Annotated in this window: 6 protein-coding genes; 3 read left to right on the top strand and 3 right to left on the bottom strand. The window is 73.6% G+C overall.

The genetic code is table 11. From position 1 onward, the window contains the following. Window positions 1–2 precede the first annotated feature (2 nt). Both ABGB16_RS06560 and ABGB16_RS06555 read right to left on the bottom strand, forming a co-directional pair. The gene (locus ABGB16_RS06560) at window positions 3–4,616 is read right to left on the bottom strand and encodes a beta-ketoacyl synthase N-terminal-like domain-containing protein (RefSeq protein WP_347667047.1); all 4,614 of its coding nucleotides are present in this window, start codon (window positions 4,614–4,616) and stop codon (window positions 3–5) included. Further along, entirely contained in the window at window positions 4,613–12,262 is a 7,650-nt protein-coding gene (locus ABGB16_RS06555; protein ID WP_347667046.1) for an SDR family NAD(P)-dependent oxidoreductase, read from the bottom strand. Before ABGB16_RS06555 ends, ABGB16_RS06560 begins: the two co-directional genes overlap by 4 nt. Before the next feature lie 492 nt (window positions 12,263–12,754). On the opposite strand from ABGB16_RS06555, the gene ABGB16_RS06550 reads away from it, so the two are divergent. Together ABGB16_RS06550 and ABGB16_RS06545 are read left to right on the top strand one after the other, a co-directional pair. Then, window positions 12,755–14,581 carry a hypothetical protein gene (locus ABGB16_RS06550; protein WP_347667045.1) on the top strand — a complete coding sequence of 609 codons (1,827 nt, stop codon included), beginning with the start codon at window positions 12,755–12,757 and terminating at the stop codon, window positions 14,579–14,581. Window positions 14,582–14,669: 88 nt separating this feature from the next. After that, window positions 14,670–15,704, top strand: coding sequence for a PHB depolymerase family esterase (locus ABGB16_RS06545; protein ID WP_347667044.1), 1,035 nt, complete (start codon window positions 14,670–14,672; stop codon window positions 15,702–15,704). 16 nt (window positions 15,705–15,720) lie between these two features. On the opposite strand, the gene ABGB16_RS06540 is transcribed toward ABGB16_RS06545, so the two are convergent. Beyond that, on the bottom strand, window positions 15,721–16,488 hold the full coding sequence (locus tag ABGB16_RS06540; RefSeq protein ID WP_347667043.1) for a methyltransferase domain-containing protein: 768 nt from the start codon (window positions 16,486–16,488) through the stop codon (window positions 15,721–15,723). A 359-nt stretch (window positions 16,489–16,847) separates the two neighbouring features. On the opposite strand from ABGB16_RS06540, the gene ABGB16_RS06535 reads away from it, so the two are divergent. Then, a complete protein-coding gene (locus ABGB16_RS06535) occupies window positions 16,848–17,324 on the top strand; it encodes a hypothetical protein (RefSeq protein WP_347667042.1) in 477 nt (158 codons plus the stop codon). Window positions 17,325–17,372: the final 48 nt, after the last annotated feature.

Below are 17,372 nucleotides of genomic sequence, written 5' to 3'. Positions count from 1 at the left end.
CGCTACGGGCGGCCGGTCCGGTGGGCAGGCTCCGGTCCCCACGTCCAGCCGACGACGTACCGCCTCGGGGGAAGGCCTTCGGGATTGGACACCTCTCGATGTGCGACCTGGTAGACACGGTCGCCGACCTCGACGGTCAGGGCGGCCGACGTGGCGGCCACCACCCTGAACCGTCGCGGGTCGCCGGCCGGTCCGGTGCCCTCTGCCTTGGCGGCGGCCTCCTTGGCGACCCGGAAGCGGGCGAACCACAGGCACCGGTCGCCGTCGCCGGCCGTCACCGAGTCGAGCATCCGTCGCTCTGGTTCCGACAGTGCGGACGCGACCGCGCCCTCCGGCGGCTCCGTGATCTCGGCGACGTCGATGCCGACGCCGGGTGCGCCGGGCGGCGCGTCAGGCTCGCGGGCCGCGGCGATCGCAACCCCGACCTCGGCGACGCGGGCGAGTGAGACGTCCCAGTCGCGGAAGCCGCGGCCGGGGCGTGGGCGCACCCGGGGGCGGCCGTTCGGGTCGTTCGTGACGGTCAGCTCGATCGGGTACACATCGGTGTGGCCGCCTTCCCACAGCTGGAAGCGGACGGCGTCCTTGGCCGCGATCCGGCCGAGCAGCCACTGCTTGCGCGCCTTGGGCGGCTGCCGCTCGTAGTCGATGTAGCCCCTGTTGCCGAGGATGCCGCGCGCGGTCATGCCGCGGGTGACCAGGTCCGGCCAGCAGTCGAAGGCCATGGCCCAGCCCTCCGGCTGCCGCAGCGACATCGAGTGGCGCTCCGGGAAACGTTCCTCCGGCACGGTGGGGTGGCTCTTGAACCGCCGCTCGACACAGCCCTCGAGCTGCGCCCACACCCGGCCGTCGAGGGCGAGCTGGATGTCGAAGACGTGCTGCGTGTCGTCGGTCGAACGCGCGCGGGCGATGCACTCGAACGTCGTACCGGGTGCCGGCGGCGGCCCGAAGAACCGTGCGTGCCCGATCCCCACCGGCAGCGCCGAGTACGGCTGCGTCGTGACGATCCAGTTGGCCACCAGTTGGAACGTGCTGTCGAGCAGCCCACCGGGCGGGGACGGGGCGGTCACCACGCCGCGGATGTGCCTGTCGCCGACGGCGTGCACCTTGGTCACGCCGCGGAACAGGGGGCCGTGGAACACGAACCGTTCGGCGTACATCTCCTCGGCGCTGATCCGCGGCGGCTGTTCCGTGGCGGGGTCGTGCTGCCAGACCGCCGGACGGTCGGCCGGGTAGGCCGGTGCCACCTCGATCGTCGAACGGGCGTAGCTGCCGAAGGTCACCGCGAGTTGGCCGGGACCGGCGGGCTTGACCGTGATCTCGACGTCCTGTGGCGGCGCGGCGATGCACCAGAGGTTGAACCGGGCGCCGCGCACGCCGACGACCCGCATGCCGGGGGCCGCCTGCTGGGCGGCGTCCATCATGTGTTGTACGGCGGTGGTGCCCGGCACCACGGGCCAGCGGTCCTCCGGGTCGGGCCAGTCGTCGGGTTGCACGAAGAAGCAGTGGTCGCGCAGGTACGGCATCGTGTCGAGGGCGACCCGCAGGACCGTACGGTGGGCGTGCAGCGGTGGCATCGGCGACGGGTGTCCGCTGCCACCGCCGCCGACCGCGCCGTTCGGTGGGTCGGTCAACAGCGAGGCGAGTTCCGCGGCGGCGCTGGAGTGCCCGGTGAGATTGTGCAGCGTCGCCACGGCCGGCGATCTCGACGCGCCGGCAGGGGCCTGCGGGGGCACCGCCGCCTGCGGGGCCTCGGCGGCCCGCGGCGGGGACACGGAGACGCCGAGCAGCTTGTCGGCTCCCTCGCCGAGGCGGACCAGCGCGCCGCCGAGGTCGAGCCGCATGACCGGGCGACGGCGGGCGGGTTGGTCGGTGGCGGGCGCCGCGGCCCGGGCACGACCCGTGGTCGTCGTGTCGAGGGCGCGCAGGTCCGGTGCGGCGCCCTCGACCCACAGCGCCGTGGCGACCCGACGCAGTTGGTTCAGCCCGCCGCGATGCGCGACGTTGACCGGCATCGCGAGGTGGTCGCGGCCGCGCAGGTTGTCGGCGATGACCGAGGCGAGCTGCCCGGCGCCGACCTGCAGGAAGACCCGGATGCCGGCGTCGTACATGGCCGCGACGGTCTGCCGGAACCAGACCGGTTCGAGCATGTGCCGTGCGGAGACCTCCAGCACGCGGTCCGGCTCGGTGGGGAACGGCGCCTTGAGGGTGGTCGACCAGACCGGTACCCGGGCGGGTCGGACCTGCCAGCTGGGTAGGGCCCCGCCGATGGACTCCAGCCCGGTCGCGAACACCGGCGTGTGGAAGGCGGCGCGGAACGGCAGCTTCTGGCACAGGACGCCGTCGCCGCGCAGCGCTTCGACGAGGCCGTCGATCTCGTTCTCGGGCCCGTTGACGATGCACTGGGCGGGCGCGTTGTCGTGGGAGAGGACCACCCCCGGGTAGCGGGCGAGCCGCGGGGTGACCTGTTGCGCGGCCCCGCCCACGACGGCGAACGCGCGGCCGGGCGTCTCCACCGCCGCCGAGTCGAACGTGGCGAGGAACCCGCCCATGGACGCTGGGCTGATCATCCCGGTGGTGGCCGCGGCGGTCCACTCGCCGATGCTGTACCCGGCGACCGCCTGTGGGGTGATCCCCATGCGGTGCAGGGCGTCGTTGAGCAGCTTGCCGAGCTCGATCACGCCGGCGGCGTGCCGGCCGAGGTCGTCGGCGGACCAGTGCTGGTCGGGCAGGCCGAAGTGCGCCGCGACGTCCGCGGTGCGCGGGCTGAACTCCGCCTCGATCCCGGGAAACACGAAGGCGAGCTGGCCTCGGGAGCCGTCGGCGAGCATCGGGGTGGGGCTGAACCAGATGTCGCGGGCGCCGCGCCAGGGCTGCCCCTTGGCGACGGCGCGTCGGGCGGTGGCGAGGCGTCTGGTGTCGGGGGCGACGACACCGAGCCGGCAGCGCTCGTCCGCCGGACCACGGGCGCCGGCGGGACCGGCCCCGCGGGCCCGGGCGGCGCCGAGGGCGCGTACGGCGTGGTCGTCGGTGTCGAGCAGGCGGGCCAGTGCGGCCGGGTCGGGGGCGGCCAACCACAGCACCTCGTCGGGCTGTTCGACGGCCGCCGTGGCTTGGCCGGCCGCCGTGGCTTGGCCGGCCGCCGTCGCCGCGGGCGCCGTCACGGCGCGCGGCGCCGGCCCGGTCGTGCCCGTGCCGCCCCGACGGGACGCGAAGGCGTCCGGCGCCTCCTCCAGGATGATGTGGGCGTTGATGCCGCCGAAGCCGAAGGCGTTGACGGCGGCGCGGCGGGGTCCGTCGCTCTCCCACGGCTGGGCGCCGCTGATCGGCGCGAACCGGGTACGCTCCAGCTCCGGCCGCGGAGTGTCGCAGTGCAGCGTCGGCAGCAGCACGCCGCGGTACACGGCCAGGGCGGCCTTGATCAGGGCTGCGCTGCCGGCCGCCGGCATGGTGTGACCGATCATCGACTTCACCGAGCCGATCACCGGTCGTACCCCGCCCCGGTGCGGGCCGAACACCTCGGCGACGGTGGCGAGCTCGACGGCGTCGCCCGTCGGCGTCGCGGTGCCGTGTGCCTCCAGCAGGCCGAGCGCGTCCGGGGCGGTCGGGTCCAGTCCCGCCGCCGCCCAGGCCCGCCGGACGGCCAGCACCTGCCCGGCGCTGACCGGGTTGACCATGCTCGCGGCGCGCCCGTCGCTGGACCCTCCGCTGCCGCGGATCACCGCGTAGATCCGGTCGCCGTCGCGCCGCGCGTCGGCCATCCGCTTGAGTACGACGATTCCGGTGCCCTCGCCGATGAGCAGCCCGTCCGCCGCGCTGTCGAACGGCCGGATCTCGCCCCGCCGGGACAGCGCGCCGAGCTGGCTGAAGATCGACCAGAAACCGATGTCGTGCACGTGGTGCACGCCTCCCGCGAGGACCGCGTCGAGCCGGCCGCTGGTCAGCTCGGTGATCGCCTGGTCCACCGCGACCAGCGACGACGCGCAGGCGGCGTCCACCGTGTACGCCGGACCGCGCAGGTCGAGCCGGTTGGCCACCCGGGAGGCGACCAGGTTCGGCACCAGCCCGATCGTCCCCTCCGGCCGGTGCTCGCCGAGCCGCTCGTCGAACCTCTGCCGCACAGCCTCCAACCGGCTCTCCGGCAGGTCCGGGATCAGCTCCCGGAGCAGGTGGATCGTCTGGCTGGACATCCGCACCCGCAGGGCGTACCGGGCCGCGGCGGGGCTGATGCTGCCACCCCGACCGAGGATCACGCCGACACGGTCACCGGCGGGAAGCCGGTCGCCGCCACCGGCGTCGTCGATGGCCGCGGCGGCCACCTGCAGCGCGATGAGCTGGTCCGGCTCGATGTCCGCGACGGACGCCGGCATGATGCCGAACCTCAGCGGGTCGAAGGCGGCGAAGTCGTCGACGAAGCCGCCGCGGCGGCAGTACACCCGGTCCGGCCGGTGCGCCTGCGCCGGGTCGTAGAACTCCGGATCCCACCGGTGCGGCGGCACCTGGGTGATCGCGTCGAACCCCTTGACCAGGTTGCGCCAGTAACTGTCGAGGTCACCCGCGCCGGGCAGCAGCGCGGCCATCCCCACGATCGCGATCTGGTCGCCGTGCAATCCGATCACCAGCCCGACGCGGCGTAGACGACGGCGGTGTCCGCAGGATCACCCCAGGCCAGCTCGCCCAGCAGGCTCAGCGCGCCGTCCTCGGGGTCGATCAGACGGATGCCGCGCCGGGCGTACGCCCGGCTCAGCTCCGCGGTGACCATGCCGCCGTGGCCCTCCACCGGCGTCCACGGTCCCCAGTGGACGATCAGGCAGCGGTTGCCGGTACGGACCCTCCAGCGGGTGCCGATCGCCTCCAGGGCGTCGTTGGCTGCCGCGTAGTCGCTCTGGCCGCGGCTGCCGTACGTCGCCGCGATGCTGCCGTACAGCACCACGAACCTCGGCGGGTAGCGCAGGCCCTCCAGCGCGCCCAGCACCGCCTGAGCGCCCGTCACCTTGGTGTCGAAGACTCGGGTGAACGACTGCGGATCCTTGTCGGCGATCAGCTTGTCCTCGATCACCCCGGCGGCGTACACCAGCCCGTCGATGCGGCCGTACTCGCCGTGGATCGCGGTGATCAGCTGCCTGGTCGCCTGCGCGTCACGTACGTCGAGGTTGTGGTAGCGCACCCGGGCTCCCCGCTCGCCCAGTTCCCGCACGGTGGCCTCGACCTCCCGGCCGGCCAGGATCTCCTGAGCCGTGCGGGCGATCGTCGCCGGGGAGCCGATGCCCTGGCCGGCGAGCGCCGCCCGCAGCGCCACCGCGTCGGTGGCCGCCGCCAACACCGGGTCCGGCGGGCCCTGCGGCAGTGGGGTACGGCCGACCAGCTCGATGCGGCACCCGGCAGCCGTTGCGAGAGCACGTGCGAACCAGGAGGTGATGCCCCGCGCGCCACCGACCAGCACGACCACCGAGTCGCGGTCCAGGCCGATCGCCCGGGCCTCTGCCACGCCGTCGCCGGCCGGGCCGGCGCCGCCGGCCGCCAGCGCCCCGAGGCCCGCCGGCATCAGGTCGTACGCGCGCCGCCCGCCGTCGCCGCGGTGCACCACCGTCGTGTCGCCGTCGAGGAGCAACTCGTCGACGATCTGCTGGGCGAGTCCCTGCGCGGGTTCCGTGCGGTCGACGAGGACCAGCCGCGCCGTGGTCGACGGGTACTCCCGGGCGATGGTGCGGAACAGCCCACCCAGGCCGTCCGCGGCGGCGCTCGGGGCGGCGACCGCGAAGACCCAGCGCGGCCCGCCCGCCAGGACCCGTTTGATCAACCCGAACGCGCCGGGTAGCAGCGGCACCTGTCCACCGGCCAACCCGTCGAGCAGGACCAGTCCGTCCACGCCGTCGACGGCTCCGGGCTCGGCTGCCGTGCCGGTGCGTACGGTCGCCCCGTGCCGGCGCAGCAACTCGACCACCTGACCGGCCACGGCACCGGAGCCGGTGACCACGAACGTGGCACCCGCGAGCACCGTCGACGGTCGCGTCGGCGCTTCCGGGACCGGAACCAACGTGGGGAGCATCCGAGTCGGCGCGACGCCCAGCCGCCCGTCCCCACCCGCCGGCGCCCCGCCGCCCGCTGCCGGCGCTGTCCGCGGCTCCTGGTCCTGGTGTCCCGTGGGGGTCGCCGCGGGCGGCGCCGTCCGCGGCTGTGCCGGGATCGTGGGCAGCATCGCGGCCGGTGCCGGCCCGACGGGTGCGCCCGGGGGCGATGCCGGGACCGTCGCGGCCACGGCGTCGTTCACCCGGGTGGTGAGCAGGTCGAGCATCGCGCGCACGGTCCGGGCCTTGATCAGCTCCTCCAGCTCCGACTCGTCGCCCTCGGCCGACAACCCGAGCCGGGCGATCACCTCACCGGCCACCTCCGTCCGCTTGATCGAATCGATACTGAGATCGGCCTCCAGATCCAGATCGAGATCGATCAGGTCGACCGGGTAGCCGGTCCGCTCGCTGAGCACCGCCAGCACCACGGCCGGAAGGTCCGTGCCGGCCGGTATCGCAGCCACGGCCGCGGGCGGTGCCGGTGTGCCGACCGGGCCGACGGGCGCGCCGGCCGGAGCCAGGACGGCGGAGGCGGCACCACCCGCCGGCACGGCTGGGACGACGGAGGCGGCGGCTGCCGAGGTGGCAGCGTCGGCGTCACCCCCCACCGGGGTGGTGACCGCATCGCTGACCCGGGTGGTGAGCAGGTCGAGCATCGCGCGCACGGTCCGGGCCTTGATCAGCTCCTCCAGCTCCGACTCGTCGCCCTCGGCCGACAACCCGAGCCGGGCGATCACCTCACCGGCCACCTCCGTCCGCTTGATCGAATCGATACTGAGATCGGCCTCCAGATCCAGATCGAGATCGATCAGGTCGACCGGGTAGCCGGTCCGCTCGCTGAGCACCGCCAGCACCGCGCTCTGGAGGTCGATACCCGGCGGCTCCGCCACGACTGTGGCGACCGGCGCGGCGACCGGCGCACCGCCGGTGCTGGTGGGGGCCCCGCCGGTGTCGGATGGCGGGACCGCCGGCACCGCGACCGGTGCCGGCGCCACCGGTGCCGGTGGGCTGACCGTGGCCGGTGGGCTGACCGTGGCCGACTGGACCGGCAGGCGCGGACCGGTCGGCGCGGGCGCCGGTGAGACCGGTACGGCGGTCTTCGTCCCGCCCGCCGTCCCGCCCACCGCGGCGCCTGGCGGCGCGGCGGCGGAATCAGGGCCGAAAGGGGCTGCCATGGCTGGCACCGGCGATCCCGGCACCGGTGGACCCGCGGCGGTGCCGGCCGTGTCGACCGGCGAGCTCGCTGGGCGGTGCGTCTCCGGCGGCCGGGCGAGGGGTCCATCGCTGGTGCCGTTGCCCAGGTAGGCGAGCATGACGTCGCGCTGGGAGGCGATCATCTCCCGGTTGGTCCGGAGGAACTCCGCGAGCAGCTCGTCGGGGGTTTCCCGCCCGTTACGATGAGCACGACCGTTGGCGGTGCGTTCGGTTGCTCCGGTCATGGACAACTCCTTGATGCGTCGTGGGGGCGTCATGCCGCCAGGGAGGCGGTTACCGTCGCGGTCACGGACAAGTTGCCCGTCCACCGTCCAGAAGGGGCGGCTGCCGGCCGCGGCCGCAGTGGCCTCGACGGTGTCGCGGCCATGCCACAGCCAGCCGGTCTGTACGGGCACACCGGCGCACGCCAGCCGCGCCACGGCGATGAGGAAGTCACGGAGCCCTTCGCCGGTACGCCGGTCGCAGGCGACGGCGAGGTGCGGCCGGTCGGCGAGGACGGCCTGGACGAGCCGGGTGAGTACCTGCCCGGGGCCCGCCTCGACGAAGGTGCGGGCGCCGGCGGCGTACATGGCTTCGATCTGTTCGACGAAGCGCACGGGGGCGCCGATCTGGGCGGCGAGTTCGTGCCGTACCCCGTCGGCGGCGGCGGGGTAGGCGGCGGCGGTGCGGTTGGACCAGACCGGGATGCCCGGCGGTGTGACCGGCTGGACGGCGAGCGCCTGCGCGAAGCGGTCCACGGCGGCGGCGACGAGCGGGCTGTGGAAGGCGCAGGCGACGTTGAGTCGGCGTGCCGTCAGGCCGGCGGCCTTCAGCGCGGTGACCGCCGCCTGCACCGCCGGAGTGGGGCCGGAGATCACCTGCTCGGTGGGGGCGTTCCGGTTGGCCAGGACGACCTGGTCGGCGAGACCGGCACCTGCCAGCACCTGGACGAGGCGTTCGGCGGTGGAGCCGACCGCCGCCATGGTGCCCGGATCGTCACCGGTGGCGCCGAAGATCGCATCGGCGCGTTGCCGGCTGAGCTGCAGCAGGGTCGACGGGTCGTAGGAGCCGGCGGCGCACAGCGCGACGAGTTCGCCGTAGCTGTGCCCGGCGGCGACGTCGGGGCGGATGTTGAGCCGACGCAGCAGGTGGTCCACGGCCAGTCCGCCGATGCCGAGCACCGGCTGGGCCATCCGGGTGATGCGCTGCTGCTGGGCGCGTTCCGCGGCCGGGTCGAACGCGGCCGGTGGGAAGAGCACGTCCGCGCATTCCTCGCCGAGCTCGAGGTATTGGCGCAGGTCGGGGAAGGTGACGAACAGCTCGGCCAACGCGCCGGGGTACTGGCTGCCCTGCCCGGGGAACAGGAACGCCACCTTCCCGCCGGCGGCGCCGGAACCCGCGGGCTGCTGCGGCGGCTGGATCAGTCCCCGTCCGGGGTCGTGCTCGCCGGCGAGCGCGCGGCGCAACAGCAGGTCGAGTTCGATGGTCCCGCGGGCCACGATCGCGACCTGGACGGGGCCGGAGCGCAGGTCGGCCTGTGCCGCCGCCGTGGCGGCCAGGTCGCGTAGTCGCCACGGCCGGCCGTACGCGTCGGTGGTCTGCAGCGCGGCGGCCAGCTGCCGCATCGCCCGGTGCGCCGCGGAGCGGTCGGGGCCGCGGAAGCAGAACAGCTCTGCCGACCACTCCTGGCGGGCGTGGCGCGGCTCGGCCGTGTGTGCGTGCGCGGCGAGCACCACGTGGTAGTTGGTGCCGCCGAAGCCGAACGCGCTGAGCCCGGCGATCCGCTCGCCGGCCGGGGCGCTCCACGGGCGGGCCTGCGTGTAGAAGACGAACGGGCTGCGCCCCGGATCCCACACCGGGTTGGGCCGGGTCAGGTTGATGGTCGGGGGCCTGACCCCGGTGTACAGCGCCAGCGCCGTCTTGATCAGACCCGCGAGTCCGGCCGCGCACTTCGTGTGGCCGATCTGCGACTTGACCGAGCCGAGCGCACAGCTGCCCGGCTGCGCACCCGACTCGACGAACAGCCGCGTCAGGGCCTCCAACTCGGTACGGTCGCCGACGATGGTGCCGGTGCCGTGCGCCTCGATCAGCCCGACCTGCCGCGGGGAGATCCCGCTACGCGCGTACGCCCGGTCGAGCGCCCGACGCTGCCCCTCGGCACGCGGCGCGGTCAGGCCGAGGGCCCGCCCGTCGCTGGAGCTGCCGACCCCCTTGATGACCGCGTAGATCCGGTCGCCGTCGCGCTCGGCGTCGGCGAGCCGCTTGAGTACGACACACGCGACGCCCTCGCCGAGGGCGATGCCGTCGCCGGTGCTGTCGAACGCGCGGGACCGGCCGGTGGGCGACAGCGCGTGCGCCGAGCTGAACATCAGATAGTCGTTGATGCCGTTGTGCAGGTCGGCGCCGCCGCAGATCATCAGATCGCTGGTGCCCGCGGCCAGTTCCTTGCACGCCGCGTCCAGGGCCGCCAGCGACGAGGCGCACGCCGCGTCGACGGTGAAGTTGGGTCCCCCCAGGTCCAGTCGGTTCGCCACCCGCCCGGTGATCACGTTGGCCAGCACGCCGGGGAACGAGTCCTCGGTGACGGTGGGCAGCTGGTCCTCCAGCTCCGCCGGCACCTCCCCCAGATAGGTGGGCAGCATCATGCGCAGGTTCTGCGCGTGCGCCATGTCGCTGCCCACCTCGGCGCCGAACACCACCCCCGTACGGGAGTGGTCGACGCCCGACGCGCACCCGGCGTCGAGGAGGGCCTGGCGTGCGACCTCCAGGGCCAGCAGCTGGGTCGGGTCGATGCTGGCCAACGCCGCCGGCGGGATGCCGTACCCGATCGCGTCGAACGGGATCGGCGCGATGAACCCGCCCCACTTCGACACGCTGAGCCGGCCCGCCTGTCGCGGCTCCACCTCGGACGCGTAGTAGGTGTCCACCGGCCACCGCCCGGCGGGCACCTCGGTGACCGCGTCGCGGCCACTGAGGATCGTCTGCCAGAAGCTGGCCAGGTCCGGTGACTCCGGGAAGACGCAGGCCATACCCACGATGGCGACGTCCAGCGGCGGCACCGGCGCCCGTCCGGCCGCCTCGCCGCCCGGCCCGAGCGTCGCCGCCAGCGCCGCGATGCGCTCGGCGTGGAAGCGCTGGGCGCCCGTGGTCACTCCGGCGTGCAGGGCGGCCACGGTGGTCCGCGCGTCGCGTAGCACGGCGACCTGGCCCGCCATGAACAGGCCCTCGGCGTGCTGGCCCGCCTCGTCCACCGCGACCAGTTCGCCTCCCTCGCGCCGTCTGCCCTTGCTGGCGATCCGCAGCCGGCCGACGTTGAGCACCTCCAGCGACTCCCACACCCGCCGGCCGGCCACCCCTGCCGCGAGCAACTCGTGCCGGACCCGGTGGAAGTCGTCGACGTACGGGCTGTGCAGGCAGCGCGTCACGTGTCCGGGTGCGGTCTCCAGCACCGCCGTACCCGTCGCCGCGATCGCCTGATGCTGGAACAGCGGCTGGATCGCCCCACACTCGACAGCCTCCCGGGTGAACAGGTACGCGGTGCCCATCAGCACGCCCACCTGCACACCGCGCCGGGCCAGCGGCCCCGCCAACGCCGTCACCATCGCGGCCGAGCGCGCGTCGTGGATGCCGCCGGCGAAGAGCACCTGCACCTGCGCGGCCTTCGTTCCGTCCGGAGCGCCGCCTGGCGCCGCGGAGGCGGAACTGCGGCCGTCGGTCCCGACCGGCGCGCCGTCGAGGAACTCCTCCAACGCCAGGGCCTGCGCCTCCCACAACGAGAAGCTCGTCCGCGGTCCCACGTGCCCACCACACTCGGCGCCCTCGAACACGAACCGCCGCGCCCCGGCGCGCAGGAACTGCCGCAGCAACCCCGGCGACGGCACATGCAGGAACACGTTGATGCCGTCGGCTTCCAGGGCCTTGGCCTGCGCGGGCCGGCCACCCGCGACGATCACCACCGGCGGCCGGGCCTCGCGCACCGCCGCGAGCTGCGCCGCCCGCACCTCTTCGGGGGCGAAGCCGAGGATGCCCACCCCCCACGGGCTCTCCCCCAGGGCCCGCACGGCCTCCCGCAGCATCCGCCGGGACTGTTCGCCGCCGGCGAGAGCGAGCGCGATGAACGGCAACGCACCGTCACCGGCGACCGCCGCCGCGAACCCCGCCACGTCGCTGACCCGCGTCATCGGCCCCTGCGCCACCGGGATCCGCACACCCAACGCCCGCGCCAGCGGCGCACCCGGCGCCAGCAACCCACCCGCCGCGGCGTCCCCGACCGCATCCGCGATCGCCGCGCGGATGCCGCGCACCGCGGCAGCCGTCCCCCGCCAACGTTGCCGGAACACCGCGGCCAACCAGCCGTCCTCACCGACCGGCAGCAACGCGGCGGCGCCGTCCGGCCGGCCGTCGCGGCGCACCCCCCGCACGCCGTCACGCAGCACCGTCTCCGAGCCGTCCATCCGCCCGATCACGGCCCGCACGTCCTCCGGCAGATCCGACTCCGGCATCAGCGCCAACTGGCTGTCCAACACCACCCCGGCCGCGCCACCCAGCACACACGCGGCCGCCGTCCGCGGCCCGATCCCGCCGGCCACCCACACCGGCAGGTCCAACGCCTCGTCAGCCAGCAACTGCTGCAACAGGACGAACGAGCTCAGCTCACCGACCCGTCCGCCCGCCTCCGAACCACGCGCGATCAACCCGTACGCGCCGCTCGCCGCCGCCGTACGCGCCTCCGTACGGCTTGTCACCTCCACCAGCACCCGATGGCGCTCCGCCGCCTCCCGCAGCGGCCACGATCCGTCCGCCGGCAGCACGAGGAGGCTCACCCGGTCCCGCGCGGCGCGCTCCACGTCGGCCGCCGTCGCGGCACAGCCCGCGGGCACCCGCACCCCGATCGGCCCGGCCGATCCCGCCGCCGCCCGCTCCAGCGCCCGCAGCGTCGGGCGGTCGCCCCGGGCCAGGTCGAACACACCGAGCCCGCCGCCCGCACCGGCGGCCGCCACCATCCGCGGACTGGGCTCAACCGCACCACAGGGATTGATTACGATCACCAAATTGCGACTGGCGGGTGCGGTACTCATCGAACTCCCGTCGATTGGGTCAGGCGCGCCGGGTTTCCTGTGCTGACCGGCCCCGCGCGGCAGCGCTACGGATCTTCACGACCGAGGTCGCGCCCGTCGTCTGGGTGTCACCCCAGCGATGTTCGCCGCGCCCCGTCACGACGGCGTCACCGTTCGGGTATGCGGAGTTACCTCACCTTTTGCGGGGCCGTGGGGGCCGACGAGCCTCGCGTCACCGCAGGACTCACTCGACCGAGAAGCGTAGGTCTTTGACGTTTTGGCCGGTCAGGTCGGGTTTGTCTGATAGAACCGATTTCAGCCTCACGTTCACGTTGACTCGGAGGAATCGAGGACCAACGAAATCTGACCTGCCCGCACCCCGAAGTCCTGGCACCAGCCGCCCGACGCATCGCCGCCCTACGAACTTAAGGACCATCTATGGATAGGACCCGGCTCCTTACCCGGTCTCTGCTCCCCGCCGCCATCCTGGCGACCATGCCGCTGCTCGCCGCCGTTCCGACGGCCCACAACCGTTCCAGAACGGATGCGTTGGGACACACACTCGCGCTCGCGGACCAACCACCCCTGACCGACGGGTCGACGGCACCGGCGTCCCCCGAGCCGGAACTGCTGGCCAAGGCCGCACCGGACGAGTGCTTCGCCGGCATCGGCAAGCCGTATCCACCCGGGCCGCCGTGCAGGGTCGGGGTACCGAAGGTGAACCAGGCGTACGTGTGGGGCCTGACCAGGTCGGGCGACAAGCTCTGGTTCGGGACGGCCCCCAACGTCCACTGCCTCACCGCGGGGACGGGCCTCAAGCAGACCAAGCCGGTCGAGACCGACGATTTCGTGTGCGAGTACGGCGAGAGCCAACTGCGGAAGTTCAACCCGCTGCTCCCAGCGGTGGGAGGGGACTGGCGGCCACCGGACGTGTACCGCTACGACACGCGGACACGGCAACTCACCGACAAGAGGAGCGACATCGGCAACGCGTCCGCGCTGGACAGGCTGCGGTTGAACTCGACGGTGGGGATCCGCGCCGCCGGCTCCCACCGGGGCGTCGTGCTGCTCGGGGGGCCGGCTCTCGTCGGCATCAACCTGTTCGCCTTCGACGACGAGTCAGGCCGGTTCCTCGGATCGACGACCCTCGCCCGATACGGCAACATCCGGAACTTCGTGGTCGCCGACGACGCTCTCTACGCCGGCGTCGGCGTGGGGCCCGACGGCCTGGGCGGGGGCGCGGTGCTGCGCTGGACCGGCACCAGGTCCGACCCGTTCAGGTTCAAGGTGGTGGGGAATCTGCCGGGGCAGGTCTCGGACATCACCGCGCACGAGGGACGAATCGCGCTCATCACCTGGCCCAGCGCCAGTGTCCGCGGCCGGGTTCCCGGCGTGTGGCTGAGCCCGCGCCTGGCGGACGGTGAGTCCGGCCTCACCCCCGCCGACGCCAAGGGCTGGAGCCAGGTGTGGAACGTGACCAGGTACGAGCCGGACCCCGTCGTGGCCGGGACGTACGCCCTCGGCGGGCTCGCCTCGTACGGCGGTTACCTCTACTGGGGAACGATGCACGTACCGATGAAGAGCACGCAGGCGCACAAGAAGCGTTACGAGCCGGAGCGTAAGCAGGCAAGCCCCGTCGCGGTGCGGAACACGCAGCGCACGGCGAGCATCTTCCGGGCCGGCAACGTCGACTCCGCCTGCGCCTGCAAGGGCAAGGCGTCGGTCGAGCTTCTGTACGGCGAGTCGAAACTGCCGGCATTCGATCCGAAGGCCAACGGCGGGGCGGGCGGGTGGCGGCTGACCCCGACCGGGTACACGCCCAAGTTCGGCGCGGCGGGATTCGGTAACGGCTACAACAACTACATCTGGAAGATGGTGGTGGCCGGCGGCTCGCTGTACATCGGCACCATGGACTGGAGCTACCTGGCCAGGACGTCGCGCGGCGAGGTCAAAGCCACGCTCGGCGCCGCCGGCGCCTCGTCGTACGGCGCGGACCTGTGGGCGTTCGACAACCCGAACCGGCCTGCCAAGCCCGTGGACACCACCGGGCTCGGCAACTACCTCAACTACGGGATCCGCACCATGGTGGCCGACGATTCGGCCCTCTACCTCGGCATGGCGAACCCGATGAACCTGCGGACCGACAGGGAGGATGATGTCCCGGAGGGCGGTTGGGAGCTGATCCGGCTGTCCCTGGCCGCCGCCAACCGCTCCGCCGCCGGAACGGGGCGACCGGCCCCGCCCGGAGGTGCCTGCGGAAAGTGACGAGCCCGTTCGGGACGGGGGCCCGTCGGTGCGGTGCGCCGACCGGCCCCCGCCGCCGACGACGAGCACCGCGAGGGAGAGACATCAGATGGACCGGCGACCCACGAGGGCGGCCACCGTCAGGCGTACCGCGTCAGCGGTGGCGGTGGCCGCCGCGCTCGTCCTCACCGTGCTGATCGGCTGCGACGTGACACGTCCGCCGCGGCGGGACGCCGCCGTGCCGACCACGCCACACGCGACCGCGCCGACCGCGTCCGGCCCCCGGAGCCCGGTCGCCACGGGATCGTCCGCCCACAGCATCACGGTGGCCGGCAGGAAGCGCACGTTCCGGCTGTACCGGCCGGCCAGGCTGCCGCTGTCCGCGCCGGTACCGCTGGTGGTGATGCTGCACGGCGCCCTTGGCAACGGTCGCCAGGCGGAGACGGCGTACGGCTGGGACGCCGTGGCGGACCGTGAGGGGTTCGTGGTCGCGTACCCGGACGGGCTCCACCGGTCCTGGGCGGTGAGCGCCCACTGCTGCGGGCGACCGGCCCGCGACGGCGTCGACGACACGGCGTTCATCGTCGCCACGGTGGCCGACGTCTCCGCCAAGCTGCCGATCGACGCGAACCGGACCTATGCCGCCGGGATATCCAACGGGGGGATGCTCGCCTACCGGTTGGCCTGCGAAACCACCACGTTCGCCGCGATCGGGGTGGTGGCGGGAAAGCTGCTCGGGTCCTGCCCGTCGCCGGCACCGATCTCCCTGATCCACGTCCACGGCACAGCCGACGACGTGGTCCCGTACGACGGCCGGCCGGGGAAGCTGGACAACGGCGGGGTCGGTGCGCGCCCCGTCAAGATCGACGGTGGACCCGTCGCCGACCAGATCGCCCGGTGGCGCGAGATCGCGCGGTGCGCCGCTCCGGACGTGCGTACCGCTGGAGCCGTCACCACGTCGACCGCCCGCTGTCCGGGCGGGCGCGACGTCGAGCTGATCACCATCGCCGACGCGGGGCACCAGTGGCCGGGCGCGTCGCCGGCGGCGGTGGAGCGCCTGCTCGGGCTGGACCCGCCGTCGACGGCGCTGGCCGCCACCGATTCGATCTGGCGCTTCTTCGCGAACCACCCGCGCAACAGCTGAACCCGCGCCGCGGCTGCTACCACCCGCGGCGCCGACGCGCGAGATGGACGGTGATGTCGGCGGCGACCTCGACGGCCTCGGGAAGGACCTGCATGATCCGGCGGTACGCCTGCTCTCGCGCGGAGGGCGGCAGTTCGAGATAGGCCGAGACGGTAGACAGCAGGCCGACGTAGTCGTGGGCGCTCATCGTCATGCGTCGCTCGATCACGGACTGTCGAACGTCGGCGAACCACTCGGACCGTTGGAGCTCCGTACCCGGCCACTGCATGTGATGTCCCGGAGGCGTCCCGTCCGGAGACGGAACCTCGTCGCTCTCCAGGAACGGTGCCCTGGCCGCGCGCACCGCCTCCTCCACGGCCGGGTCGGCCAGCTGGATCGGCCCGCCGAACGAGGCGAAGACGCCGCCCGGCTCCAGGAGCCCGGCCACGCGCGACCACCGGCCCTCGGATCTCGTCCAGTGCAGCGCCGCCGCCGCGTAGACCAGCCCGTAGCTCTCGCCCGGTCGCAGGTCCTCGAATGCGGCCTGCACGGTCCTGACGTTCGCCGGCACATGCCGACGCAGCTCGGCGAGCATGGCTCCGTCAGGCTCGGTCGCGGTGACCGTGACCCCCCGTCGAGCGAACAGGCGGGTTGCCTTGCCGGTCCCGGCGCCGATCTCGAGGGCCGTCCGAACCGGCCGACCCGCGTACGTCGTCACCATGTCGTAGAGCTCCACCGGGTACCCCGGCCGGAACCGTTCGTACGCCTCCGCCACCGCTCCGAAGCTCAGGGCGCGCCCAGACATGCCGAGCATCCTGACACGATCAGCGCCGCCGGTGCTCGGACTTCTCGCGCGGGCACGGTCAGGGCGGCTGTCGAGGTGGCGGTGCAGCCGGGTCTGTCCGGCTCTCACGTCGGAAAGACCGACGACGACCCGGTCCCCGTCGGATCTCGGCGAGCAGCCCGGTGTCACCGCCCCGGTGGCCTATGGTGAGAGGCCGGAGGGGCCGCGTCGTCGCCTGTCGGTGCGAGGCGGACGTCCCGATGAACCGGCAGGAGCCTTCACGTTGTTCGGCACGAAAGGTGGACCGATGACCGGGAAGACGTACGCCGGGACGTTCGCCGTGCCGAGCGGGAACGTACGCGACGTCGACAACCGCTGAGATGGACTGGGCCGGATGGGCGCTGTTCGGTTTGGTCGCCACCGTGGCGCTCACCGCGGCGCTGATCGCCGCCCAGTTGGGCGGCCTCACCCGGCTCGACCTTCCCCTGGTGCTCGGGACCCTCGTCACCGAGGATCCCGACCGGGCCCGGATCGTCGGGTTCTTCATCCATCTCTGCGCCGGTCAGGGCTTCGCCCTCGGCTACGCGGCCGCGTTCGCCCTGCTGCACCGCGCCACCTGGTGGATCGGGGCGCTGTTCGGGATGCTCCACGTCGGGATCGCGCTGACTGTGCTCCTGCCGCTGCTTCCGGGCGTCCACCCGCGGATGGCCTCGCAGCGGGCGGGGCCGGCCAGCACCGCCGTGCTGGAGCCGCCCGGCCTGTTCGCCCTCAACTACGGGATCCAGACTCCCGCCGTCGCAGCCGTCGTCCACGTCATGTACGGCGCCGTCCTCGGACTGCTCCTCAGGGCCGCTTGACCCACGCCTCGCGACCGTCCCCACCGCCGCGCTCACCGGGGCCCCCCG

The sequence above is a fragment of the Micromonospora sp. B11E3 genome (assembly GCF_039871625.1).
GTDB lineage: Bacteria > Actinomycetota > Actinomycetes > Mycobacteriales > Micromonosporaceae > Micromonospora.
The sequence above is the reverse complement of the archived record's forward strand: the minus strand, read 5'-3'. Positions and strand labels throughout refer to the sequence as shown.